The following is a 21,865-nucleotide window of genomic DNA, read 5'->3' as shown; positions in this document are numbered from 1 at the left end:
ACTTAAGGAAGTCCAGCCGCCTCACGCCACGGCCGGCTCGGCCCCTCGCAGGTCGGTCGGTGCAGTCTCGGGCGGCGCGATGTCGGGCTCGATGGACCGCCGCAGGGCGACATCCTGTTCGATCGCGAGCCACGCCTCGCGCAGCGTCGTGAAGCGACCCGGTGGGGCGGCGCGGTGCACCCACACGATCTCGACATCGGCCCGGCGGCATTCGACGTAGGCGATCAGCCGTCGCGCATCCCCTTCGGGGAACGAGCCGTCGACCGCGCACCACGCGCCGTCGCCGATCCACTTCAGTTCGAGACCGCCGGCGCTCCGCGCGCTCACTGACTCACCGAGGGACATCGTCATCTCCTCCGAGGGATCGCGCCGGACGTCGCCGGCGGGGAACGGCTCCTTAGATCGTGGGCCAACCGTCATGTGATCGCAGGGGGCTTGACACCGGGAGCTCCGACCCTCATTCACATGACTAGCGGTCCGCGCATCCGAGTTCAAGCCCCTCACCGCGCACCGGCACGCCGTTTAGCTTCTCGACGGATGCCGGGATCCGCGCGACTCTGGAGAAGGAATGACCATCGAACCGCTCATGTGCACGACCTCCCTCGACGAGTCGCTCGGCACTCTCGAGGAACTCGCCGCGCGTGTGCGGGAACTCGGCAAGGCGTACATCCGGTACAGCGAAGGACCGGAACGCGACGTCGAGGAGAGCGTGGACACCGAGAGCGGGCTCACCCTTCCGGGGCTCTCGGTGAACCCGCTGCATCCGGAGGACTGGTGGACGCGTCCCATCGAGGACTGGCTCGCGCGCCAGGTCTGCCAGTACAAAGAGCTTCAGGAGAAGAACCCCGACCGCTTCGCGTGGGTGCTGCGGGGGATCGAGGTGGGCCGCGGCCCCGATTGCGAGCCGCTGCTGCGCGGCGTCGTCCCGATCGCACGGCTCGACGACCGGCTGCTCGACGAGGCCGCCGAGCGCTACCGGGAGCGGTTCGAGGCGGGCAAGGGCCCCGAGGACTGAACGATCCGGGTCACACCGTGGGCGTGGGCTGCCGGTCGGGGTGGAGAACCACCTTCACGCATCCGTCCCGCTTCGTCTGGAACTTCTCGTACAGGGCCGGCGCGTCCTCGAGAGCGCCGTGGTGCGTCACGAGGTCGCCGATCGCGAGTGGGTCGGCCTCGTCCTCGACGAGCGGCATGAGGTCGTCGATCCACCGCTTGACGTTGCACTGCCCCATGCGCAGCGTGAGCTGCTTGTCGAACATCGTCTTGAGGGGCAGGAGGTCCGCATCACCCGCGTAGACGCCGCTGATCGAGATCGTCCCGCCGCGGCGGACCATGTCGACCGCCGCATACAGCGCCGCGAGCCGGTCGACGCCGCCGTGCTCCACGATCGGCCGCGCGAGCACGTCGGGCATGACGGATGCCACGCGGTGCGCCGCGTGCGCGAAGGGGCTGCCGTGCGCCTCGAGCCCCACGGCGTCGATGACGGCATCCGCTCCCCGTCCGTAGGTCGTCGCGACCACGCGATCCGCGTCGTCGTCGGGCTCCCACGCCTCGATGCCGTGCCGAGCCGCCATCTCCCGCCGTTCGGGCACCGGATCGATCCCGATCACGCGATGCCCTCGCAGGTGCGCGATGCGCGACGCGAACTGGCCGACCGGCCCGAGCCCGAGCACGACGACCGTGCCCGGCTCGACGAGCCCGGCGTACTCGACCGCCTGCCACGCCGTCGGAAGGATGTCGCTGAGGAAGAGATAGCGCTCGTCGGGCAGCCCGTCGCCCACGCGGATCGTGTTGTAGTCCGCGCTGGGCACGCGCAGCAGCTCGGCCTGCCCGCCCGGCACATGCCCGTACAGCTTCGTGTATCCGAACAGCGCGGCCCCCGTGCCGTACTCGTCGTTCTGCGTGCTCTCGCACTGGGATTGAAGACCGCGCACGCACATGAAGCACTCGCCGCACGCGATGTTGAACGGAACGACCACCCGCTGCCCGGGGCGCAGCCGCTTCACCGCGGAGCCGACCTCCTCGACGACGCCCATCGCCTCGTGCCCCAGGATGTCGCCGCGGTCCATGAACGGACCGAAGAGCTCGTACAGGTGCAGGTCGGAGCCGCAGATCGCGGTCGACGTGATCCGGATGATCGCGTCGGTGGGCTCGAGGATCCGCGGATCAGGCACCTCGAGGACGGCGATATCGCGGCGCCCCTGCCATGTGACGGCGCGCACGACTATTCGTGACGCGCAGCCGGCGCGGGGCCGCTCCGCAGCTCCCATACCCGCACGGGCCGCGTGCGGTGGATGGGGGTGGACGGGGCATCCGTCCCCTGCTCCGGGGGAGCCGGACGGGATCCGGTGCCGGCGTGCTCGGCGACGTGGATGGACATCGGCTTGATCGGGCTTTTCATGCTCTCTCGACCTCCTCGACAGAGCATGTGCGCGGGGGCGCTCCACGACGGAGGGGGTTGACACTCCGAGTCGCGTCTGTCAAGGCCCTCTCCCCCCTTCCGCACGGGTACGTAGCGTCGCGGGGACAGCACACTCACAAAGGAGCGGACCATGACTGTGGCCAGAGAGATCATGACCCCCAACCCGCGGTGCGTCGGAGAGAACGAGACCCTCGTCGAGGCCGCTCGTCTGATGGCGTCGCTCGACGTCGGCGCGCTGCCGATCTGCGGCGAGGACCAGCGCCTCAAGGGCATGGTGACCGATCGCGACATCGTCGTGAAGGTCATCGCGCAGGGAGCCGACCCGGCGTCGACGACGGCGGGATCGCTCGGTCAGGGCAAGCCGGTCACGATCGGCGCCGACGACGACGTGCGGGAGGCCCTCGAGATGATGAAGACGCATCAGGTCCGCCGCCTCCCCGTCATCGACGGACACGACCTCGTCGGAATCATCAGCCAAGCCGACGTCGCGCTCGCGCTATCGTCACAGGAGACGGGTGAGACGGTGGCAGAGATCTCGGAGTGAGCATGAGCGACGACAAGCCCCACGTCCCCGCGGGGGGCGCCGGAGCCGACACCGGGGCGGTCGACAGCGCGTCGATCGACCCCGCCGACCGCGCGGACATCCAGAACATCTCGAGCCAGAACGACATCCCGGGCGTCGGAACGCGCGCGGCCGACGGCTCGATGGAGACCGACCTCGACGACGCCGATCCCCGGGGACAGCCCCGCGACGACGACACAGAGGGCGGCGCGACGCGCGGGGTCTCGGACGACGGACGGGTGACGGATGCCGCGACCTCCGACGACCTGCCCGTCGACTCCTACGAGCCGGGGGTCGATCCGGAATCGGCCGACTCGAGCAGATTGGTCGGTGACGACGAGTGACGCAGGATTCGGACGACGCGAAGAAGCAAGACCCTACGCGTGTGCGCAACCAGCCCGCGCTCGGCGCGAACGCCGGCGCCGCGCGATGGCTCATCCCCTCGGGGATCACGGGCGCCGTCGCGGTCGTGCTGTTCGCGCTCTCGATCCCGATCGCGCCCGCGGTGGCCTGGATCGGCATCGCGCTTCAGGTCGGCCTGTTCGTCGCGATGTGCATCACGGCGGGCTTCGTCCGCCCCGGGCGCTACCGCAGCTTCACGTTCGCATGGCTGACGATCGCGATGGCGGCCACGGCGCTCGTGCTGCTGATCGTCATCCTCGTCATCGCGTGGGCGGGCGTGCCGCAGTCCGCGTCCGTCGGCTGATTCGGCCGGCGCGGGCGGCGGGCTCCGAGGAGGCGGCGTGAAGATCCTGATGTGGCACCTGCACGGGGGCTACACGGACGCCCTGGTGCGCGGCGAGCACGAGTACCTGCTGCCCGTCGACGAGACCCGCAGCGAGTGGGGTCTCGGAAAGGGCGGCCGCGACTGGCCCAGGGCTCGCGAGGTCACCGCGGATGAGCTCATGGACGAGGAGATCGACGTCGTCGTGCTCCAGCGTCCAGATGAGGTCGACGTCGTCCATCGCTTCACCGGGCGGCGCCCCGGACAGGAGGTGGCCGCCGCCTACGTCGAGCACGACCCCCCGCGCGAGGGGCCCGCGACCAGCGAGCATCCGATCGCCGACCGCGACGACATCCTCCTCGTGCACCTCACCCACTTCAACCGGCTGTTCTGGGACAACGGGCGTGCCCCCACGGCGGTCATCGAGCACGGTGTGCCCGATCCGGGAGAGGTGTACACGGGCGAGCTTCCGCGCGCCGCGGCCGTCCTCACCGAGCCCATGCGCCGCTGGCGCCTCGCGGGGACCGATCTGCTGCCGCAGTTCGCGAAGACCGCGCCGATCGACGTCTACGGCCCCGGCGGCGAGGCGCTGCGCCGCACTCTTCCGCCGACGGGCATCCACCACGGCGGAGAGCTCGCGGCCGCCCACCTGCGCGCCGAGATCGCGCGTCGGCGCCTGTACCTGCACACCGCCCGCTGGTCGTCGCTTGGTGTGTCGCTCATCGAGGCGATGCTCGTGGGCCTGCCGGTGGTGGCGATCGGGGCGACGGATGCCGCGCGCGCGATTCCTCCCGGCGCCGGCGTCGTGTCGACCGACCTCGACGTGCTCGCGGACGGGATCCGCGAGCTCATCGACGACCCGATGCTTGCGCGGGAGAAGGGCGCTCGCGCGCGGGCGCACGCCCTCGAGCACTACAGCCTCGACCGGTTCCTGCGGGAGTGGGACGAGGCGTTCGCCCTCGCGGAGGAGGTTCGGCAGCGCTCGGCGCCGACGTTCCTGGACGACGTGCCGGGGTGAGGGCTGCGGCGGCGAGACGGGCCGTGCAGTCGGCTCCGTAGGATGGCGGGATGGCACGTGAGTCCGAAGCGCTTCCGCCCGTCGCGATCCTCGGAGCAGGCTCGATGGGAGGCGCGATCCTGCGAGGTCTCGTGCGATCCGGACTCGCGGGCGGGGGAGTGACGGTCACCAACCGCACGGCCGCCAAGGCGTCGGCGCTCGCCGAGCTGCCGGGCGTCGAGAGCATCGCACTGGAATCGCGCCCTGACGGGAACATCGCCGCAGCGGCTGCCTCCGACATCGTGCTGGTCGGCGTGAAGCCCGCCATGGTCCCCGATCTGCTGCGCGAGATCGCAACCGCGCTGCGACCCGGGACGATCGTGGTGAGCCTCGCCGCGGGCGTCACGATCGCCACATTCGAGCAGATCCTCGGGCCGGACGTCGCCGTCGTCCGCTCGATGCCGAACACGCCGGCGGTCGTCGGCAAGGCCGTGACCGGCATCGCCGCCGGAACCACCGCGGGCCCGGACGCCCTCGCCGTCGTGCGGCGGCTCTTCGAGACGTGCGGTGCCGTGGTCGAGGTGCCCGAGACGCAGATCGACGCCCTGTCGACGATCTCGGGGTCTGGCCCCGCCTACGTGTTCCTCCTCATCGAGGAGCTCACGAAGGCGGCGAAGGGCAAGGGCTTCGCGGATGCGGAGGCGCGGCTGCTCGCCGAGCAGACGTTCATCGGCGCGGCGGCCCTGCTCGAGGCATCCGGCGAGGACCCGGCGGAGCTTCGGCGCCAGGTGACGAGCCCGAAGGGCACGACCGAGCGCGCGATCGCGGTGCTCCAGGCTGCTCGCCTCGACGAGGTGTTCGCCGAGGCCACGGATGCCGCGCTCGCGCGCGCGAGGGAGCTCGCGCAGGGCGCGTGAGGCGTCACTCCCGCTGCTTCATCCACCACTCGGTGAAGCGCCGCGCGCGGCCGTCGTCGGCGAGGTCGACGACCCACATGTTGCGGTAATGGTTGCCGTCCTTGTAGCGCGTCTCGGCCTCGATGAACGCGCGCGACCCGTCGATGCCCGCGACGTCCCACGTGAACTCGTACGTGCCCGGCTCGTCGGCGCGCTTGATCCACTCTTCGGTGATCGCCTCGGAGCCGCGAATCGGCTCCTCCCAGGGCTCGAACCGGTACTCGACGTCGGGGGTGAACAGCGCCCCGATGTCGGCCGGATCGTTCGTGCGCCACGCGATGACGTACCGCTCGACCCAGCGGCGGGCCGCGGCATCCGTCTTCTCTCTGTCGTCCATCGGGCCAGTCTGCTCCCGGCCTCGGGCGCTGTCACCGGTCGAGGGCCGCGAAGCGCTCCACATCGACGTTGGTGCCCGACACGATGATGAGGTCGTGGTTGGTGACGACCGTGTTCGCCTCGGCGTAGCGGAAGGGCTTGCCCGGACTCTTCACGCCGACGACCGTGACGTTGTACTTCGTGCGCACGCCCGACTCGTTGAGACCCACACCGCGGATGAACTTGGGCGGGTACATCTTGGCGAGCACGAAGTCGTCGTCGAAGCGGATGAAGTCCAGCATCCGTCCGCTCACGAGGTGCGCGACGCGCTCACCGGCTTCGCGCTCGGGGTAGATGACGTGGTTCGCGCCGACGCGCGCGAGGATCTTGCCGTGCGACTGCGAAACCGCCTTCGCCCAGATCTGCGGGACCTTGAGGTCGACGAGGTTGGCGGTGATGAGCACGGATGCCTCGATGAGCGAGCCCACCGCGACGACGGCGACCTGGAAGTCCTGCGCGCCGATCTGCTTGAGCGCATCGATGTTGCGCGCGTCCGCCTGCACCGCGTGGGTCACGCGCTCGGACCACTTCTGCACCAGCTCGAGGCTCTCGTCGATCGCGAGCACCTCGCGGTCGAGGCGATCGAGCTCGCCGGCGCATGCGGCGCCGAACCGGCCCAATCCGATCACGAGGACGGGCGCGTCGCCGCGGATCTGCTCAACCAACGATCGGCCTTTCCACCGGCAGCGAGTACAGCTGCGAACGGGACGTCGCGGCCACCGCCGCGGCGAGTGTCACTGTACCAACGCGTCCCATGAACATGGTCGCGGCGAGGACGTAGACGGCGGGGTCGGGAAGGGTCTCGGTGAGACCCGTCGACAGGCCGACCGTCGCGAAGCCCGAGATCACGTCGAACAGCACATCCTCCACCGGCGCTCGCGAGATCTGGGCGATCGTGATCGTCGAGACCGCGACGATCGTCGCGCCCCACGCGACCACCGAGAGGGCGACGCGCTGGACGTCGCTCGGGATGCGGCGGCCGAACGCCTCGACCGACTGCTTGCCCTTGGCCTCCGACCACACCGCGAGCGCGAGCACCGCGAGGGTCGTGACCTTGATGCCGCCCGCCGTGGAGGCGGAGCCGCCGCCGACGAACATGAGCATCGAGCCCACGACGAGCGACGATCCGTGGAAATCGTCAATGTCGACGACCGCGAACCCGCCCGAACGCGTCATCGCCGACAGGAAGAACGACTGGAAAGTCGTGTCCCACGCGTCCATGCCGCCGAAGGTCGCCGGGTTGTCGAACTCGAGGAGCACGAAGATGCCCGCACCGGCGACGAACAGCAGGGTGGTGGTGATGATCGTGAGCTTCGCGTGCAGCGACCATCGCTTCACGTGCCAGCGCTGGCGCCACAGCGTGAAGATGACCGGGAAGCCGATCGAGCCGAGGAACACGCCGACCATGAGCACCGACAGCAGGAAGTAGTCGTCGGCGAATGGGACGAGGCCGCCGTCGTTCGGCACGAAGCCCGTGTTCGTGAACGCCATCGCCGCGTAGTACGGCGCCTCCCACAGTGCGACGAGCGGGTCGACGCCCGCCCAGATCAGGGAAGGGTAGAGCAGGACGGTGAGGATCGCCTCGATCGTGAGCGTCGACAGCGCGACGGTCGCGAGCAGCTGGCCGACCTCGCCGAGCCGCACGGTCTGTCCTTCGTTGACGGGACCGCCGTGCACGCGCAGCGGGTTCGTCTCGCCCGCCGCGATGAGCTTCGCGCGCAACCCGAGACGCTTCGAGATGACCAGGCCCAGGATCGACGCGAGAGTCAGCACGCCGAGCGCGCCGACGTTGACGCCGATGTAGGTGACGACGTGGCCGAACGGCGACCAGTGCGCGTTCATGTCGACGGTGGACAGGCCCGTGACGCAGATCGTCGACACGGCCGTGAACAGGGCGTCGGCGAAGGGCGTCCGCCTGCCGTCGGCCGCCGCGATGGGCAGCGAGTACAGGACGGTGAACAGGCCGATGAGCGTCACGAAGACGAGCACCGCGAAGCGGGCGGGGGAGGAGGTCGTGAGCGATCGGAGCTCGTCGTAGATCGTGACGGCGCTTCGGACGAGGATTCGACCGACCCGCGAGGCCACCGGGCCTGTCGCCATCGTCGATGCCCCCTTCGACTCGCTCGGCTCGCTCAGGGCACCGCCCTCGCTTGGACGGTATGTCATGGTACTCCGCGGAGCGCGCGGCTAGTCTGAGGACATGGCGGACATCTTCGACGTCATCGCGGACGGAACGCGACGCGACATCCTGAAGCTGCTGCTGGACCGATCGTCCGCCGGGGAGAACGGCACGAGCGTGTCGCACATCGTCCACGCGCTCGGGGTGAGTCAGCCGACCGTCTCGAAGCACCTCAAGGTGCTGCGCGAGGCGCGCCTCGTCTCCGTGCGCGAAGAGGGCCAGCACCGTTACTACAGCCTGTCGCCCGCACCGCTCGACGAGGTCGACGACTGGCTCGTGCCCTTCCTCGACGCAGGACAGACGGATGCGCCCGACCACGCGCCCGCGGCGCTGCCAGACTCCGCGGCGCACGCCGCCGAGGTCGTGGGCCGTGCCGCGGCATCCGCCAAGCATGTCCTCGAGAACGCGCTCAAGAAGCTTCCCGGACGCTGATCCGCGAGCCGCGACCGGTCGCCCCCAGAGAGCGACCGGTCGCGTCACGTCGGCGGTCGGGTCCGCCCCGTGCCATCCGGATGTGCCTCCAGCGTTCCGCGTCGGGGTGGACGAATCATTTGCGCAGTCGGTGCGCGGTCCGTGAGCTTCTTATGAGCCGGCTGTGACGCTCAACGGCGTCCTGCCTTGCGGCGGAAGAGCCAGGATCCCCACACGAACGCGACGGCGAGGATGAGCGCGCACCATCCGACGGCCCACCACGGCTGGGCGCCGAGCGGCGTGCCCATCAGGAGCCCGCGGATCGTCTCGATGATCGGGGTGACCGGCTGGTTCTCGGCGATCCACTGGAGCCACGTCGGCATGGACGCGACGGGCACGAATGCGCTCGACAGGTAGGGCACGAACAGGATGATGAATCCGTAGCCGTTCGCTCCTTCGGGACTCGAGGCGGCGAGGCCGATCGCGGCGAACAGATACGTGATCGCGAGGATGTAGAGCGCGACCATCGCGATCGCGCCGAGCCACTCGAGGGGGCCGGCCGTGGGGCGGAAGCCGACGAGCACCGCGACGACGATGACGACCGCGGTCGCGAGCAGATTGCGCAGCAGGCTCGCGACGACGTGGCCCGTGAGAACGGCGCTCGCGCGCAGCGGCATCGTGCGGAAGCGGTCGATGATGCCCGTCTTCATGTCGCCGGCGACATACACCGCGGTGGACGACGCGCCGAACCCCGCGCACAGCAGGATGATGCCCGGCACGACATAGTCCACGTAGCCGCCCGACGGGTCGATCGCACCGCCGAACACGAACGTGAACAGCAGCATGAGCATGACCGGCAGGAGGATCGCCATGAGCAGCGACTCGCCGTCGCGCAGCGAGTGGCGAAGGCTGCGGCCGACGAACGTCGCCTCGGCGGTGAAGCCCGAAATGCGCGGGCGGAGCGAGGGCGCGGAGGGGGCGAGGGCGGTCATGCGTACTCCTTGATGGTCGTGTCGTCCACGGCGCCGGCGGACCGGCCCGCGGAGGTGAGCGAGAGGAAGACGTCGTCCATCGTGGGACGACGCAGGGTCACGACGCCTTCGGCGCCGGCCTCGTCGAGCTCGTCGATGGCGCGCCGGAGGTCGGCGACGGTGCCGTCGGTGGGGATCTCGGCCACGAGTGCCCCGTGCTCGTCGTGCAGCTCGACGGTGTCGCCGCCGATGCGCGACTTGAGCTCGGCCGGAGTGCCGACCGCGACGATGCGCCCGCCGTCGAGCACCGCGATGCGGTCGGCGAGCTGGTCGGCCTCTTCGAGGTACTGCGTCGTGAGGAACACCGTCGTGCCGGCGTCGGCGAGCGAGCGGATGACGTCCCACAGCTCGCGGCGGCTGCGGGTGTCGAGGCCGGTCGTCGGCTCGTCGAGGAAGAGGATCTCGGGAGTGACGACGAAGCTCAGCGCGAGGTCGAGCCGACGGCGCATGCCGCCGGAGTAGGTGCTGACGCGTTTGGTCGCGGCATCCGTCAGATCGAAACGCTCGAGCAGTTCGCTCGCGCGGCGTCGCGATCCCCTTCCGCCGAGCCCCGACAGGCGGCCGAGCATCACGAGGTTCTCGTAGCCCGAGAGCATGTCGTCGACCGCCGCGCTCTGGCCTGTGAGGGCGATGCGCTGCTTGACGCCGAGCGGGTCGGTCGTGACGTCACAGCCCGCGACCATGGCGGTTCCGGCGTCGGGGCGGACGAGCGTCGTGAGGATCGTGATCGCCGTGGTCTTGCCCGCTCCGTTGGGTCCGAGGAGCGCGAATACCTCGCCCGGGGCCACGGTGAGGTCGATGCCGTCGAGCACCGCCTGGCGACCGAAGGCCTTGCGGAGCCCGCGGACTTCGATCGCTGCCGTCGTGGATGACATTGCGGCGTCCTTTCTGTGTACAGGAAAAACTGTGTATGACGCTAACATACTGTTTATCCGGTACACAAGGTTAGAGTTGGACCATGACCGAACGCGAAGACCTCGAGCTGCCTCGGGGCATCGCGCTCGCGTGGGGGGTCGCGGCGAACCCGCAGCGCGGGCCCAAGCGCGAGATGAGCGTCGAGCAGATCGTCGAGGCGGCCGTCGAGATCGCGGATGCCGAGGGGCTCGGTGCCGTCTCGATGGCGGCCGTCGCCGCGCGGCTCGGCTATACGCCGATGTCGCTCTACCGCTACGTCACGGCGAAGGACGACTTGATCCTGCTCATGCAAGAGGAGGCGACCGGGCTCCCGTCCGAGGCCGCGCGCACCGCGGGGGACTGGCGCGAGACGCTGACCGCGCTGTACCGCGAGCAGGTGCAGCTGTACCTGCAGCATCCGTGGGTGCTCGAAGTTCCGATCACCGGTTCACCCGTGACGCCCAACAGCGCAGCCTGGATGGATGCGGGGCTCGCGGCTCTCGACGGCACCCCGCTGACCCACGACGAACGACTGTCGGTGCTCCTGCTCGTGACGGGCGCGGCGCGATGGGCGGGGATCATCCTCGCCGGCTACGCGCGGCGCGAGCGGTCGAGCGGCGAGGCGCCGGACGAGATCACGCAGAACGAGGACTCGCTGTACCGGGCCCTCATCACCGAGGACGCCTACCCGCACCTGCGCGCCGCGATCGACGCGGGCGTGTTCCTCGACGAGTCGGATCCGTTCACGTTCGGACTCGAGCGCAGCCTCGACGGTGTCCAGGCCTACATGGACCGCGTCGCCGAGGGCCGCCGGCCCGAGAGGCTGCCGTGGATGGGGCTCGACGACGCCGACATCGCCACCGACAAGCGCTATCGTGAGGCGCGCAAAGCGGTGCGCGAAGCCGAGAAGGCGCTGCGCGCTGCGCGCCGCCTGGAGAGGCAGGTCGCCCGCGAGGCACGCGAGCGGGCTGCTGCCGCAGTTCGGAAGGCGGAGTGACGCCGCATCCGTCACAGGGTTCACAGTCGTCACAGCGGTTTACAGGAGTCTCGCCGACCCCTAGAGTGGTCGGCAGAAAACTGGGGCTTTCTGAGGGGAACTGAGATGGCGGAGTTGCCGGATGTGCGATTCCTGACGGTCGCAGAGGTGGCCGAGATCATGCGCGTCTCGAAGATGACCGTCTACCGGCTCGTGCATTCCGGCGAGCTGCCTGCGGTGCGATTCGGGCGGAGCTATCGTGTGCCCGAGTCGGCGGTGAGCGAAGCTCTGCAACGGCCCGTGTCCGACGTCGGCTAGACTGGTCCGAGGCATTTTTCGCATTGCCCGTTCCCGGGCGCGGTCCGTTCGCGTCCAGACCCCGACATTGTGAGGTTTTCCGTGGGTTCTGTCATCAAGAAGCGCCGCAAGCGCATGGCGAAGAAGAAGCACCGCAAGCTGCTTCGCAAGACTCGCCACCAGCGCCGCAACAAGAAGTAAGCGCACAGACACAAGCGCCTGTCCGGCAGGACGGGCGCTTCGTGTACGCCGCGGGAGGTTCCAGCGTGAAGTCGATCACCGTTCAGCAGCTGCGCGAGCGTCAGGGCGTTCCGCTCATCGACGTGCGCGAGCCCGATGAGTTCGCCGCCGGCCACGTGCCCGGAGCCGTCAATCTGCCGATGTCGACGCTCGGCGAGCGTCTTCATGAACTGCCGGATGCCGCGTTCGATGTCATCTGCCAGGTCGGCGGTCGTTCGGCTCGCGTCGTCCAGGCGCTCGAGGCGCGCGGCTACGACGCGACCAACGTCGAGGGCGGCACGGGCGAGTGGATCGCCCAGGGCTACCCCGTCGAGCGCTGACCGACGTGACGACGCTCACGCTCATCGGCAAGCCCGACTGCCACCTGTGCGACGTCGCGCGCGAGGTCGTCGAGACGGTCGTCGCCGACCTTCCGGACGACTCGGTCGTCGTCGAGGAGCGATCGATCCTCGACGACCCCGCGCTCTACGAGCAGTGGTGGGAGAAGATCCCGGTCGTGCTCGTCGACGGTGAGCTGCACGCGCACTGGCGCGTGTCGCCCGACCGGCTGCGCGCAGCGCTCACCGGTCGCTGAGCGTCACTTCTCCCTCTCGACCACCGGCGCGTCGGGCGCGTTCTTCCTGACCGACTCGATGCCGTTGAGCGCACTCGCCTTCGACGAATAGCCCTCGCTCGTCGCGATCACCTGCCCGTTCGACGCCTTGAGGTTGAACCGGTACTGACCGCCCTTGTCGGTCCACAGCTCGAACTTGCCCGCCATCGTTGATCTCCTTCGATCGTCGGATGCGCGCCGCCCTCCGCGACGGCGCCGTCGTCCGAAACCTATCGGCGTCGGGGCCCTCAGCGGTAGAGACGGATGCCTCGTCAGCCGGGCATTCGCACGGCGCGAGGCGCGTGCGACCTCTGCAGAGGGGTCAGGGGGCGAGGCGCGTGGGACCTCTGAACAGATACGTGACCTCGCGGATCGACGACTCGCCGAGCAGCAGCATCAGCACGCGCGCGAGGCCCATGCCGAATCCGCCGTGCGGCGGGGCGCCGTACCGGAAGAAGTCGAAGTAGAAGTCGAGGTGCTCGGGGTCGAGACCCTTCTCCTTCGCCTGTTCGATGAGGATGTCGACGCGGTGCTCGCGCTGCGCCCCCGTCGTGATCTCGACGCCCTTGAAGAGCAGGTCGTACGACTTCGTGAGCCCGGTCTCCGGGTCGCGCATGTGGTAGAACGCCCGGATCTCGGGGTGGTAGTCGGTGATGAACACGAACTGGTGTCCGAAGGTCTCCTCGACGTACGCCGAGATCTGGCGCTCGCCTTCGGGGTCGAGGTCGCCGTCGGTGCGGGGGATCTGGTAGCCGCGCTCGGCGACGATGCGGCGCGCCTCGGCGAGCGGGATCCGCGGGAACGGGATCTGCGGAACCCGCACTTCGATGCCGAAGAGCTCGCGGATCTCATCGCCGTGCTTGTCCTCGACCGCCTGGAACGCGAACTGCAGAAGCTCCTCCTGCATGCGCGCGACGTCTTCGTGCGAGTCGATCCAGCTGATCTCGGCGTCGATCGACGTGAACTCGGTCGCGTGCCGGCTCGTGAAGGAGGGGTCGGCGCGGAACGCCGGCGCGATCTCGAAGATCTTGCCGAAGCCGGCGACTTGCGCCATCTGCTTGTAGAACTGGGGGCTCTGAGCGAGGTAGGCCGTCTGGTCGCCGAAGTACTCGAGCGAGAACAGCTCGGCGTTCGACTCGGATGCCGACGCCATGAGCTTCGGCGAGTGGATCTCGATGTAGTCGCGCTCGATCCAGTACGTGCGCATCGCGTGCTCGAGCGTCGTCTGCACGCGGAAGATGAGGTTGTTCCGGCGCTGGCGCAGGTCGAGGAAGCGCCAGTCCATGCGCTTGTCGAGGCCGCTGTCGGCGGCGATCGGCGTCTCGGGCAGGGCGGCCGCCGCGATGTCGAGGGTGCCGATCTTGATCTCGACGCCGCCGAGCTTGACGCGCTCGTCGTGCTTGAGCTCGCCGTGCACGGTGAGGAACGTGCCGTGCGTCAGCTCGGAGATCGTGGTCGTAAGGGCGAGGGCTTCGTCTCGCTGCGCTCGCTCGGCATCCGTCAGCTCCAGCTCCTCGCCGGAGTCACGCGTGGCCGGATTGACGAGCTGCACCGCACCCGTCTCATCGCGAAGGATGACGAACTGCACCTTCTTCTGGTCGCGGACGGTCTCGACCCATCCGGAGACGGATACCGGGCCGTCTTCGCGGGCCTGCAGCTGGTTGACGAGGACGCGTTCAGTCACGAGCGACAAGTCTACGTGGGCGGATGCGGCGCGCCGACGGGGGTCGCCGTTACGATGCGGGCATGACGCAGCCGCCGCCGTACGGCCCACCCGCCGGTTCGCCGGTCGCGCCTCACCATCCCGCGTATCCCGCGTACCCCACGCCGCCCGCGAAGCCGCCCGTGCGCGTGTGGGACGTCGTGCTCACATCGGTGCTGCTCGTGCTGCTGGGCGTGCTCGCCGCGATCGTGTCGTTCTTCGGGTTCTTCCTGGCGATGGCGAGCGACCCGTGCGGAGTGCGCGACTGCAGCACCGAGCTCATCGGGCTCGGCATGCTCACGGCCGTCGGCCTGCCGTGGGTCGTGCTGCTCGTCGCCGTGGTCGTCGCGATCGTGATGATGGTGAAGCGCCACATCGCGTTCTGGATCCCGCTCGTCGCCGTCCCGCTCGTGATCGGCTCGTGGTTCGTGGGGGCGTTCATCGCGTCCGCCGGCGTTCCCACGGGCTGATCGCGGGCCGCGGGCGCTCAGCGCGTCCACAGAACGCGCCCACGTAGACTTGACGGGTGCCCGCCGACCGCCTCCATCTCGTGCGCCACGGGGAGGTTCACAACCCTCGCCGTGTGCTCTACGGGCGACTCCCGGGTTACGGGCTCAGCGAAGCGGGCCGCCGCATGGCGCGTCAGGCCGCCGAGTGGGTGCAGAGCATGGACCGCCCGGTCTCCGCGCTGTGGGCGTCGCCGCTGCAGCGCACGCGCGAGTCGGCCGAGCCGTTCACCGAGATCTTCGGCCTCGAGCCGCACATCGATGACCGCATCATCGAGCCCACCAACGTCTTCGAGGGCCGCCGCATGGTGCGCGCGCTGCTCAACCCGTGGAACTGGCGCCACCTGCGCAAGCCCGCGATCCCGAGCTGGGGCGAGCCGTACGCCGATGTCGTCGCGCGCATGAACTCCGCGATGACCGAGGCGTGGGAATCCGTCGACTCCGGCGACGCGGTCCTGGTGTCCCACCAGCTTCCGATCTGGGTCACGCACCTCGCGGTGGCGGGCCTTCCGACGCAGCACGACCCGCGGCGACGGCGCTGCGCCCTGTCGAGCGTCACGAGCTTCGAGATGGTGGACAGCACGTGGACCGAGGTCGCGTACGCCGAGCCGGCGGCGACGGCCGGCGCGGTCGATGTGGGGGCGGTGTGATGGGCCGTAGGGCGCGGGTCGTGGCATCCGCATTTCTTTCGCTCGTGCTCGCGGCAGGTCTCGCCGCATGCGCGAACGACCCCCTGGCGGAGCAGTATCGCGCGGGCGACAACAAGGGCTACATCGCGGGGGACTTCCGCGTGCAGGAGATCCCCGCCGACCAGCGCACCGAGCCTGTCGAGTTCGAGGGCACCCTCGAGACCGGCGACCGCGTGTCGAGCGACGACTTCGCGGGCAAGGTGCTCGTCGTGAACTTCTGGTACGCGGCGTGCGGTCCGTGCCGCGCCGAGGCGGGCGACCTCGAGAAGGCGCACACGACGTTCGACGGCGACGACGTGGCGTTCCTCGGCATCAACACGAGCGACTCGCCCGAAGCCGCCGCGGCGTTCGCCGAGACGTGGGGAGTCACCTACCCGAGCGTCATCGCGGCGGACGACGGCGCGGTCAAGCTCGCGTTCGCCGACAAGACGCCGATCCAGGCGACGCCGACGACCCTCGTGCTCGACAAGGAGGGGCGCGTCGCCGCGCGTGTGATCGGGCAGCTCCCCGACGCCTCGATCCTCACCGCCCTCGTGCGCACCGCGCTGGAGGAGTCGTGAGCGTCGGAGCCCTCGTCTCGGACGGCGTACTGTGGCTCGCGCTGCCGGTCGCGATGCTCGCCGGACTCGTGTCGTTCCTCTCGCCGTGCGTGCTGCCGCTCGTCCCGGGCTACCTCGGCTTCATCGGCGGAGCGGTCACCCCTTCGTCTCGCTCCCAACCGGCCGCTGAGCGGGCGCAGCGAGACGAAGCGCAGACCACGACGATCACGGATGCGCCGCCCCGCGGCCGCCTGCTGCTGGGTGTCGTCCTCTTCATCGCCGGCTTCACGCTCGTCTTCATGGCCGTCAACATCCTGGGCGGCGCGGCCGGACGCTTCTTCATCGAGTACGCCGACATCATCACCCGTGTCATGGGGGCGGTCGTGATCGTGATGGGCCTCGTCTTCATCGGCGTGTTCGGGCTCGCGCAGCGCACGATGCGCCCGCAGCTGCGCGGCAACCTGGGCCTCATCGGCGCGCCCCTCCTCGGGGTCGCGCTCGGCATCGGCTGGACCCCGTGCATCGGCCCGACGCTGACCGCGATCTTCTCCGTGTCGTGGAACCTCGGCGACCCGTGGCGCGCCGCACTGCTCGGCCTCGCGTACTCGCTCGGGCTCGGGATCCCGTTCGTTCTCCTCGCGCTCGGGTTCGGATGGGCGACGCGCTCGGTCGCGTTCCTGCGCCGCCACATCCGCGCCGTGAACCTCATCGGAGGCGCGCTCCTCGTGCTGCTCGGCCTCCTCATGCTCACGGGCGTCTGGACGACGCTCATGGCGTCTCTGCAGGGGGTGTTCCTCGATGTCCCGCTCCCGCTCTGACGACGAGCCGTCGACCGGCCGCACGACGGGCAGCGTGAGTGCCGACCCGCTCCGCCCGTCCGATCACGCGGATGCCGCGGCCGACGTCACGCAGCCCGCACTCGGCGCCTTCGGGTGGCTGCGCTGGGGCTGGCGCCAGCTCACGTCTATGCGCACGGCCCTCGTGCTGCTCCTGCTGCTCGCGATCGCCGCGATCCCGGGGTCGATCGTGCCGCAGCGCAGCGCCGACCCGAACGGCGTCACGCAGTACTACGCCGACAACCCCGACCTCGCGCCGATCCTCGACAACCTGAGTCTGTTCGACGTGTACACCTCGCCCTGGTTCTCGGCGATCTACATCCTGCTGTTCATCTCGCTCATCGGATGCGTCATCCCGCGCACGAAGCACCACTGGAAGGCGCTGCGCTCACGTCCGCCGCGCACGCCCGCCCGCCTCGAGCGCCTCGACGACCACCGCTCGACGATCGTCGAGCTCGCGCCGGGGGGCGACCCCGCGGCATCCGCCGAGACCGCCGTCGCACTCGCCGGCGAGCAGCTGCGCAAGGCCGGATACCGCGTCGAGCGGTACGACGGACGCGGGTCGTTCTCGGTGTCGGCCGAACGCGGCTACGCGCGCGAGACGGGCAACCTCGTGTTCCACGCGGCGCTCGTGGGCGTGCTCATCTCGGTCGCCGTCGGCGGCGGCTTCACCTACACGGGGCAGAGCGTCATCATCGAGGGGCGCACGTTCGTCAACACGATGCTCGACTACTCGTCCTTCAACCCCGGCCGATTCGTCGACCAGGAGCGCCTCGTGCCGTACGCGCTCACGCTCGACGAGTTCTCCGTCGAGTACGTGGCGCCAGGTCTGAAGGGCTCCGGGCAGGCAGGCGACTTCGTCGCCCACCTCACGACCCAGATCGCCGGCCAGGAGGCGCGCGACGGCGAGGTGCGCGTCAACCACCCGCTCGACATCGAGGGAGACCGCGTCTACCTCATGGGCAACGGCTACGCGCCGACCATCACGATCCGCGACGCCGCCGGCGAGGTCGTGTACTCCGAGTCGGTGCCGTTCCTGCCGCAGGACGCGAACATGACATCGCTCGGCGTGATCAAGGTGCCCGACGGCATGCCCGAGCAGCTCGGACTGGTCGGCTTCTTCTACCCGACGGCGCAGGAGCTCAGCACGGGCGCGTTCACGTCGACCTACCCCGACCTCGTGTACCCGACCCTCACGCTCGACGTCTACGCGGGCGACCTCGGCATCGACGACGGCACCCCGCGGTCGGTCTACACGCTCGACCCGACCGGCATGGAGCAGCTCACCGGGCGCGCTGTGGGCGTCGACTCGATCGTGCTCCTGCCGGGGCAGACCGCCGACCTGCCGAACGACCTCGGCACGATCACGTTCGAGAACGAGTCGCCCGCGGGTTCGACCGACCTCTCGGAGTCCGTCAAGCGCTTCGTCTCGCTGTCGATCCACCGCGATGTCGGCGCTCCGTGGGTGCTCGCGTTCGCCACCCTCGCAGTGCTCGGCCTGCTCGCCGCACTCTTCGTTCCGCGACGTCGCATGTGGGTGAAGGTCACGCCCGACGGCCACACCCTCCGCGTCGAGTACGCGGGCCTCGCGCGCGGCGAGGACCCGACACTCGCGGATGCCGTCGACCAGGTCGCCTTGAAGCACGGCGACGCCCTCGAGGCGGCGCTGCGCGAGCCGGCATCCGCCTCCAGTCGCTCGGAAGGGGCCACGTAGAATGGCAGCCATGCCCGCAACCGAAACGCTCTCGCTCGACTCGGTGTCGGTGCTCCTGGTCTGGACCGCGATCGCGATCTACTCGCTCGCCTTCATCGCGTACGCGATCGACCTCGCGCGGCGATCCGCGCTCGCGGTCGAGGCGAAGGACGCCGCGACGCGCGAGCGCGAGCTCGTCGGGGTCGGCGCAGCGTCGGCCGGCGCATCCGCGTCATCGTCCGCCCGCGAGACGATCGGCGCCGTGCGCGCGCAGGAGGCGGCCGCCAAGGCCGCGCTCGAAGCGACTCCCGCCCAGCGCCCCCGCATGGTGTGGGCCCGTATCGGCACGTCGCTGACGGTGCTCGGGTTCCTCTTCCACCTCGCGGGCGATGTCACGCGCGGCATCGCGGCCGGCCGCGTGCCGTGGTCGAACATGTACGAGTTCGCCCTCACGGGCACGCTGCTCATCGTCGCGGTGTACCTCGTGACGCTGTTCAAGTACGACCTGCGCTTCCTCGGCGTGCTTATCACGGGGCTCACGGTGCTGCTGCTCGGGGGTGCGACGCTCGCGTTCTACGTCGAGATCGTCCCGCTCGCCGACCCGCTCAAGAGCATCTGGCTCGTCATCCACGTCTTCGTCGCATCGCTCGCGACGGCGCTGTTCGCGCTCGCGTTCGGACTCTCGGTGCTCCAGCTCATGCAGGCGCGCCGCGAGGCGAAGGTCGCGGCGGCCGAGGCATCCGACGCCCCCGTCAAGACCGGACCCGGATTCCTCCGCACGCTGCCCAGCGCCGACGCGCTCGAGTCGCTCGCGTACCGTTTCGCGATCATCGGCTTCATCTTCTGGACCTTCACGCTCATCGCAGGGTCCATCTGGGCCAACGACGCGTGGGGCCGCTACTGGGGCTTCGACACGAAGGAAGTGTGGACCTTCGTGATCTGGGTGCTCTACGCGGGCTACATCCACGCCCGCGCGACGCGCGGCTGGCGCGGCGCACGGTCGGCGTGGCTGTCGATCATCGGCTTCGTCGCGGTGATCTTCAACTTCACGATCGTGAACATGTTCTTCAAGGGACTGCACGTCTACAGCGGCCTGAGCTGACGGCCGATCCGGCCAGGCGGATGCTCCCAGCCGGCGAGACTAGAATCGGTGCATGCCCGCCGCCCCCAAGCTCGCCTCTTTCCCGGCGATCCGCGGAGCCCTGAAGTTCTACCAGATCTGCTCGGTCATCACGGGCACGATGCTGCTGCTCCTGGTCGCCGAGATGATCCTGAAGTACGTGCCCGCGTTCGGGTACGAGCTGTTCCTCGGCGGGTCGGGCGGGTTCCTGTGGTTCGCACCCGTCGTCGAGGGCCCCGACGGCCTCGAGTCGACGGGTGACGGCTTCAATCTGTCGCTCGGCATCCTCGTCGCGCACGGCTGGTTCTACGTCGTCTACCTCTTCTCGTGCTTCCGCGTCTGGAGCCTCATGCGCTGGCCGTTCTGGCGCTTCCTGCTTCTCGCGTCCGGCGGTGTCGTGCCGCTGCTGTCGTTCTTCCTGGAGGTGCGCGTGGCGCGGGACGTGAAGGCCTACCTCGCGGAGCGCGAGGCGGCCGCGGCATCCGGAGCCGATCAGACCCATCACCTCGCCGAGCACTCCACGCTCACGGCGAAGATCTCCACCGAAGGCGGCAAGTGACCGAGCAGACCGAGACCTCCCAGCGCCCCGTCCTCGTCGTCGACTTCGGCGCGCAGTACGCGCAGCTCATCGCGCGCCGGGTGCGCGAAGCGGGCGTCTACAGCGAGATCGTGCCGCACACGGCATCCGCCGACGCCATCGCCGCCAAGAACCCCGTCGGCATCATCCTGTCGGGCGGGCCCTCCTCGGTGTACGAACCCGGTGCTCCGTCGCTCGACGCCGGCGTGTTCGAGCTCGGCGTGCCGACGCTCGGCATCTGCTACGGATTCCAGGTCATGGCGCAGGCGCTCGGCGGCGAGGTCGCCAACACGGGCCTGCGCGAGTACGGCGCGACGGATGCCTCGCTGACGGGTGACGGCGGAGTGCTGCTCGCAGACCAGCCGCCGCAGCAGAACGTGTGGATGAGCCACGGTGACCAGGTGGCGCGCGCGCCCGAGGGCTTCCAGGTGCTCGCCTCGACCGCGGCGACGCCGGTTGCGGCGTTCGGCGACGACGAGCGCAAGCTCTACGGCGTGCAGTGGCACCCCGAGGTCAAGCACACCGACTACGGGCAGCGCGTCATCGAGAACTTCCTGCACCGCGCGGCCGGCCTGCCCTCGGACTGGAACAGCGGCAACGTCATCGCCGAGCAGGTCGAGCGCATCCGCGAGCAGGTCGGCTCGGGTCGCGTGCTGTGCGCGCTGTCGGGCGGCGTCGACTCCGCCGTCGCGGCGGCGCTCGTGCACAAGGCCGTCGGCGACCAGCTCGTGTGCGTGTTCGTCGACCACGGGCTGCTGCGCAAGGGCGAGCGCGAGCAAGTCGAGACGGACTACGTCGCCGCGACGGGCGTGCGGCTCGTGACTGTCGACGCACGCGAGCGGTTCCTCTCGGCGCTCGCGGGCGTGAGCGACCCCGAGCAGAAGCGCAAGATCATCGGACGCGAGTTCATCCGCACGTTCGAGCAGGCCGAGCGCGAACTCGTCGCCGAGGCCGCCGAAGAGGGCGAGCCCATCCGGTTCCTCGTGCAGGGCACGCTGTACCCCGACGTCGTCGAGTCGGGTGGCGGCGCGGGAACCGCCAACATCAAGTCGCACCACAACGTCGGCGGTCTTCCCGAAGACCTGCAGTTCGAGCTCGTCGAGCCGCTGCGCACGCTGTTCAAGGACGAGGTGCGCGCGATCGGCCGCGAGCTCGGACTCCCCGAGGTCATCGTGTCACGGCAGCCGTTCCCGGGCCCGGGCCTCGGCATCCGCATCGTGGGCGAGGTCACGGCCGACCGCCTCGAGATCCTGCGCGACGCCGACGCGATCGCGCGCGAGGAGCTCACGCGCGCGGGGCTCGACGGCGAGATCTGGCAGTGCCCGGTCGTGCTCTTGGCCGACGTGCGGTCGGTGGGCGTTCAGGGCGACGGGCGCACGTACGGGCATCCGATCGTCCTCCGTCCCGTCTCGAGCGAAGACGCGATGACCGCCGACTGGACGCGCCTGCCGTACGACGTGCTCGCGCGCATCTCGAACCGCATCACGAACGAGGTGCGCGAGGTCAACCGCGTCGTGCTCGACGTGACCTCGAAGCCCCCGGGGACG

30 protein-coding genes are annotated in these 21,865 nt (G+C 69.7%); 20 read left to right on the top strand and 10 right to left on the bottom strand.

What is annotated here, in order from left to right:
• Positions 1-21: 21 nt before the first annotated feature.
• Positions 22-345, bottom strand: coding sequence for a hypothetical protein (locus VFF97_RS09880; protein WP_325033328.1), 324 nt, complete (start codon positions 343-345; stop codon positions 22-24).
• Between the two features lie 223 nt (positions 346-568).
• Here VFF97_RS09880 and VFF97_RS09875 point away from each other — a divergent pair, with 223 nt between their 5' ends.
• A complete protein-coding gene (locus VFF97_RS09875) occupies positions 569-1,015 on the top strand; it encodes a DUF6098 family protein (RefSeq protein ID WP_325033327.1) in 447 nt (148 codons plus the stop codon).
• Positions 1,016-1,025: 10 nt separating this feature from the next.
• On the opposite strand, the gene VFF97_RS09870 is transcribed toward VFF97_RS09875, so the two are convergent.
• Both VFF97_RS09870 and VFF97_RS09865 read right to left on the bottom strand, forming a co-directional pair.
• Complete coding sequence (locus VFF97_RS09870) at positions 1,026-2,222, bottom strand: alcohol dehydrogenase catalytic domain-containing protein (protein ID WP_325033326.1); 1,197 nt, start codon at positions 2,220-2,222, stop codon at positions 1,026-1,028.
• Between the two features lie 2 nt (positions 2,223-2,224).
• Complete coding sequence (locus VFF97_RS09865) at positions 2,225-2,401, bottom strand: hypothetical protein (RefSeq protein ID WP_325033325.1); 177 nt, start codon at positions 2,399-2,401, stop codon at positions 2,225-2,227.
• A 151-nt stretch (positions 2,402-2,552) separates the two neighbouring features.
• Here VFF97_RS09865 and VFF97_RS09860 point away from each other — a divergent pair, with 151 nt between their 5' ends.
• From VFF97_RS09860 to proC, 5 genes are read left to right on the top strand one after another with little or no spacing between them, the layout of a single operon-like run.
• Positions 2,553-2,966 (top strand): CBS domain-containing protein, encoded by a 414-nt coding sequence (locus VFF97_RS09860; protein WP_325033324.1) that lies wholly within the window; start codon positions 2,553-2,555, stop codon positions 2,964-2,966.
• Positions 2,967-2,968: 2 nt separating this feature from the next.
• Positions 2,969-3,328, top strand: a complete 360-nt coding sequence (locus VFF97_RS09855; protein ID WP_325033323.1) for a hypothetical protein — start codon at positions 2,969-2,971, stop codon at positions 3,326-3,328.
• Between the two features lie 41 nt (positions 3,329-3,369).
• A complete protein-coding gene (locus VFF97_RS09850; protein WP_325033322.1) occupies positions 3,370-3,690 on the top strand; it encodes a hypothetical protein in 321 nt (106 codons plus the stop codon).
• 37 nt (positions 3,691-3,727) lie between these two features.
• Positions 3,728-4,726, top strand: a complete 999-nt coding sequence (locus tag VFF97_RS09845) for a glycosyltransferase (protein ID WP_325033321.1) — start codon at positions 3,728-3,730, stop codon at positions 4,724-4,726.
• 50 nt (positions 4,727-4,776) lie between these two features.
• Positions 4,777-5,622: a pyrroline-5-carboxylate reductase gene (proC, locus tag VFF97_RS09840; protein WP_325033320.1), complete on the top strand. Its 846-nt coding sequence runs from the start codon at positions 4,777-4,779 to the stop codon at positions 5,620-5,622.
• Positions 5,623-5,626: 4 nt separating this feature from the next.
• Here the strand turns inward: proC and VFF97_RS09835 are convergent, their stop codons facing one another.
• From VFF97_RS09835 to VFF97_RS09825, 3 genes are read right to left on the bottom strand one after another with little or no spacing between them, the layout of a single operon-like run.
• A complete protein-coding gene (locus tag VFF97_RS09835) occupies positions 5,627-5,998 on the bottom strand; it encodes a nuclear transport factor 2 family protein (RefSeq protein ID WP_325033319.1) in 372 nt (123 codons plus the stop codon).
• A 31-nt stretch (positions 5,999-6,029) separates the two neighbouring features.
• Complete coding sequence (locus VFF97_RS09830) at positions 6,030-6,701, bottom strand: TrkA family potassium uptake protein (protein ID WP_325033318.1); 672 nt, start codon at positions 6,699-6,701, stop codon at positions 6,030-6,032.
• Positions 6,694-8,136, bottom strand: coding sequence for a TrkH family potassium uptake protein (locus VFF97_RS09825; protein ID WP_325033336.1), 1,443 nt, complete (start codon positions 8,134-8,136; stop codon positions 6,694-6,696). Before VFF97_RS09825 ends, VFF97_RS09830 begins: the two co-directional genes overlap by 8 nt.
• A 100-nt stretch (positions 8,137-8,236) precedes the next feature.
• Here VFF97_RS09825 and VFF97_RS09820 point away from each other — a divergent pair, with 100 nt between their 5' ends.
• Positions 8,237-8,647: a metalloregulator ArsR/SmtB family transcription factor gene (locus VFF97_RS09820; protein WP_325033317.1), complete on the top strand. Its 411-nt coding sequence runs from the start codon at positions 8,237-8,239 to the stop codon at positions 8,645-8,647.
• A 170-nt stretch (positions 8,648-8,817) separates the two neighbouring features.
• Here the strand turns inward: VFF97_RS09820 and VFF97_RS09815 are convergent, their stop codons facing one another.
• Together VFF97_RS09815 and VFF97_RS09810 are read right to left on the bottom strand one after the other, a co-directional pair.
• The gene (locus tag VFF97_RS09815) at positions 8,818-9,618 is read right to left on the bottom strand and encodes an ABC transporter permease (protein ID WP_325033316.1); all 801 of its coding nucleotides are present in this window, start codon (positions 9,616-9,618) and stop codon (positions 8,818-8,820) included.
• On the bottom strand, positions 9,615-10,532 hold the full coding sequence (locus VFF97_RS09810; RefSeq protein WP_325033315.1) for an ATP-binding cassette domain-containing protein: 918 nt from the start codon (positions 10,530-10,532) through the stop codon (positions 9,615-9,617). The genes VFF97_RS09815 and VFF97_RS09810 overlap by 4 nt, the downstream gene beginning before the upstream one ends.
• A gap of 83 nt (positions 10,533-10,615) precedes the next feature.
• On the opposite strand from VFF97_RS09810, the gene VFF97_RS09805 reads away from it, so the two are divergent.
• From VFF97_RS09805 to VFF97_RS09785, 5 genes are all read left to right on the top strand, one after another.
• A complete protein-coding gene (locus VFF97_RS09805; RefSeq protein WP_325033314.1) occupies positions 10,616-11,548 on the top strand; it encodes a TetR/AcrR family transcriptional regulator in 933 nt (310 codons plus the stop codon).
• Between the two features lie 105 nt (positions 11,549-11,653).
• Positions 11,654-11,845: a helix-turn-helix domain-containing protein gene (locus VFF97_RS09800; protein ID WP_179488284.1), complete on the top strand. Its 192-nt coding sequence runs from the start codon at positions 11,654-11,656 to the stop codon at positions 11,843-11,845.
• A gap of 81 nt (positions 11,846-11,926) precedes the next feature.
• The gene (locus tag VFF97_RS09795; protein ID WP_003792170.1) at positions 11,927-12,025 is read left to right on the top strand and encodes a 30S ribosomal protein bS22; all 99 of its coding nucleotides are present in this window, start codon (positions 11,927-11,929) and stop codon (positions 12,023-12,025) included.
• 65 nt (positions 12,026-12,090) lie between these two features.
• A complete protein-coding gene (locus VFF97_RS09790) occupies positions 12,091-12,384 on the top strand; it encodes a rhodanese-like domain-containing protein (protein WP_325033313.1) in 294 nt (97 codons plus the stop codon).
• A gap of 5 nt (positions 12,385-12,389) precedes the next feature.
• A complete protein-coding gene (locus VFF97_RS09785; RefSeq protein ID WP_325033312.1) occupies positions 12,390-12,638 on the top strand; it encodes a glutaredoxin family protein in 249 nt (82 codons plus the stop codon).
• A gap of 3 nt (positions 12,639-12,641) precedes the next feature.
• On the opposite strand, the gene VFF97_RS09780 is transcribed toward VFF97_RS09785, so the two are convergent.
• Positions 12,642-12,824, bottom strand: a complete 183-nt coding sequence (locus VFF97_RS09780) for a YegP family protein (protein WP_325033311.1) — start codon at positions 12,822-12,824, stop codon at positions 12,642-12,644.
• A 154-nt stretch (positions 12,825-12,978) separates the two neighbouring features.
• Complete coding sequence (aspS, locus tag VFF97_RS09775) at positions 12,979-14,340, bottom strand: aspartate--tRNA(Asn) ligase (protein ID WP_325033310.1); 1,362 nt, start codon at positions 14,338-14,340, stop codon at positions 12,979-12,981.
• A 62-nt stretch (positions 14,341-14,402) separates the two neighbouring features.
• Here aspS and VFF97_RS09770 point away from each other — a divergent pair, with 62 nt between their 5' ends.
• The 8 genes from VFF97_RS09770 to guaA all read left to right on the top strand — a co-directional run.
• Positions 14,403-14,828, top strand: coding sequence for a DUF6264 family protein (locus VFF97_RS09770; protein ID WP_325033309.1), 426 nt, complete (start codon positions 14,403-14,405; stop codon positions 14,826-14,828).
• A 56-nt stretch (positions 14,829-14,884) separates the two neighbouring features.
• Positions 14,885-15,514 (top strand): histidine phosphatase family protein, encoded by a 630-nt coding sequence (locus tag VFF97_RS09765; RefSeq protein WP_325033308.1) that lies wholly within the window; start codon positions 14,885-14,887, stop codon positions 15,512-15,514.
• Positions 15,514-16,113, top strand: coding sequence for a TlpA disulfide reductase family protein (locus tag VFF97_RS09760; protein ID WP_325033307.1), 600 nt, complete (start codon positions 15,514-15,516; stop codon positions 16,111-16,113). Before VFF97_RS09765 ends, VFF97_RS09760 begins: the two co-directional genes overlap by 1 nt.
• Complete coding sequence (locus VFF97_RS09755; protein ID WP_325033306.1) at positions 16,110-16,910, top strand: cytochrome c biogenesis CcdA family protein; 801 nt, start codon at positions 16,110-16,112, stop codon at positions 16,908-16,910. Before VFF97_RS09760 ends, VFF97_RS09755 begins: the two co-directional genes overlap by 4 nt.
• Positions 16,891-18,642, top strand: coding sequence for a cytochrome c biogenesis protein ResB (gene resB / locus VFF97_RS09750; RefSeq protein WP_325033305.1), 1,752 nt, complete (start codon positions 16,891-16,893; stop codon positions 18,640-18,642). The genes VFF97_RS09755 and resB overlap by 20 nt, the downstream gene beginning before the upstream one ends.
• Positions 18,643-18,652: 10 nt before the next feature.
• Positions 18,653-19,723: a c-type cytochrome biogenesis protein CcsB gene (gene ccsB / locus VFF97_RS09745; RefSeq protein ID WP_325033304.1), complete on the top strand. Its 1,071-nt coding sequence runs from the start codon at positions 18,653-18,655 to the stop codon at positions 19,721-19,723.
• 52 nt (positions 19,724-19,775) lie between these two features.
• Positions 19,776-20,300, top strand: a complete 525-nt coding sequence (locus VFF97_RS09740) for a DUF3817 domain-containing protein (protein ID WP_325033303.1) — start codon at positions 19,776-19,778, stop codon at positions 20,298-20,300.
• Positions 20,297-21,865, top strand: a 1,569-nt coding sequence (guaA, locus tag VFF97_RS09735) for a glutamine-hydrolyzing GMP synthase (RefSeq protein WP_325033302.1), incomplete at its 3' end; no start/stop codon positions are given. The genes VFF97_RS09740 and guaA, both read left to right, overlap by 4 nt.

Origin of the sequence: Microbacterium sp. (assembly GCF_035687345.1) — a bacterium.
In the GTDB taxonomy this organism is placed as follows: Bacteria; Actinomycetota; Actinomycetes; order Actinomycetales; family Microbacteriaceae; genus Microbacterium.
The sequence above is the reverse complement of the archived record's forward strand: the minus strand, read 5'-3'. Positions and strand labels throughout refer to the sequence as shown.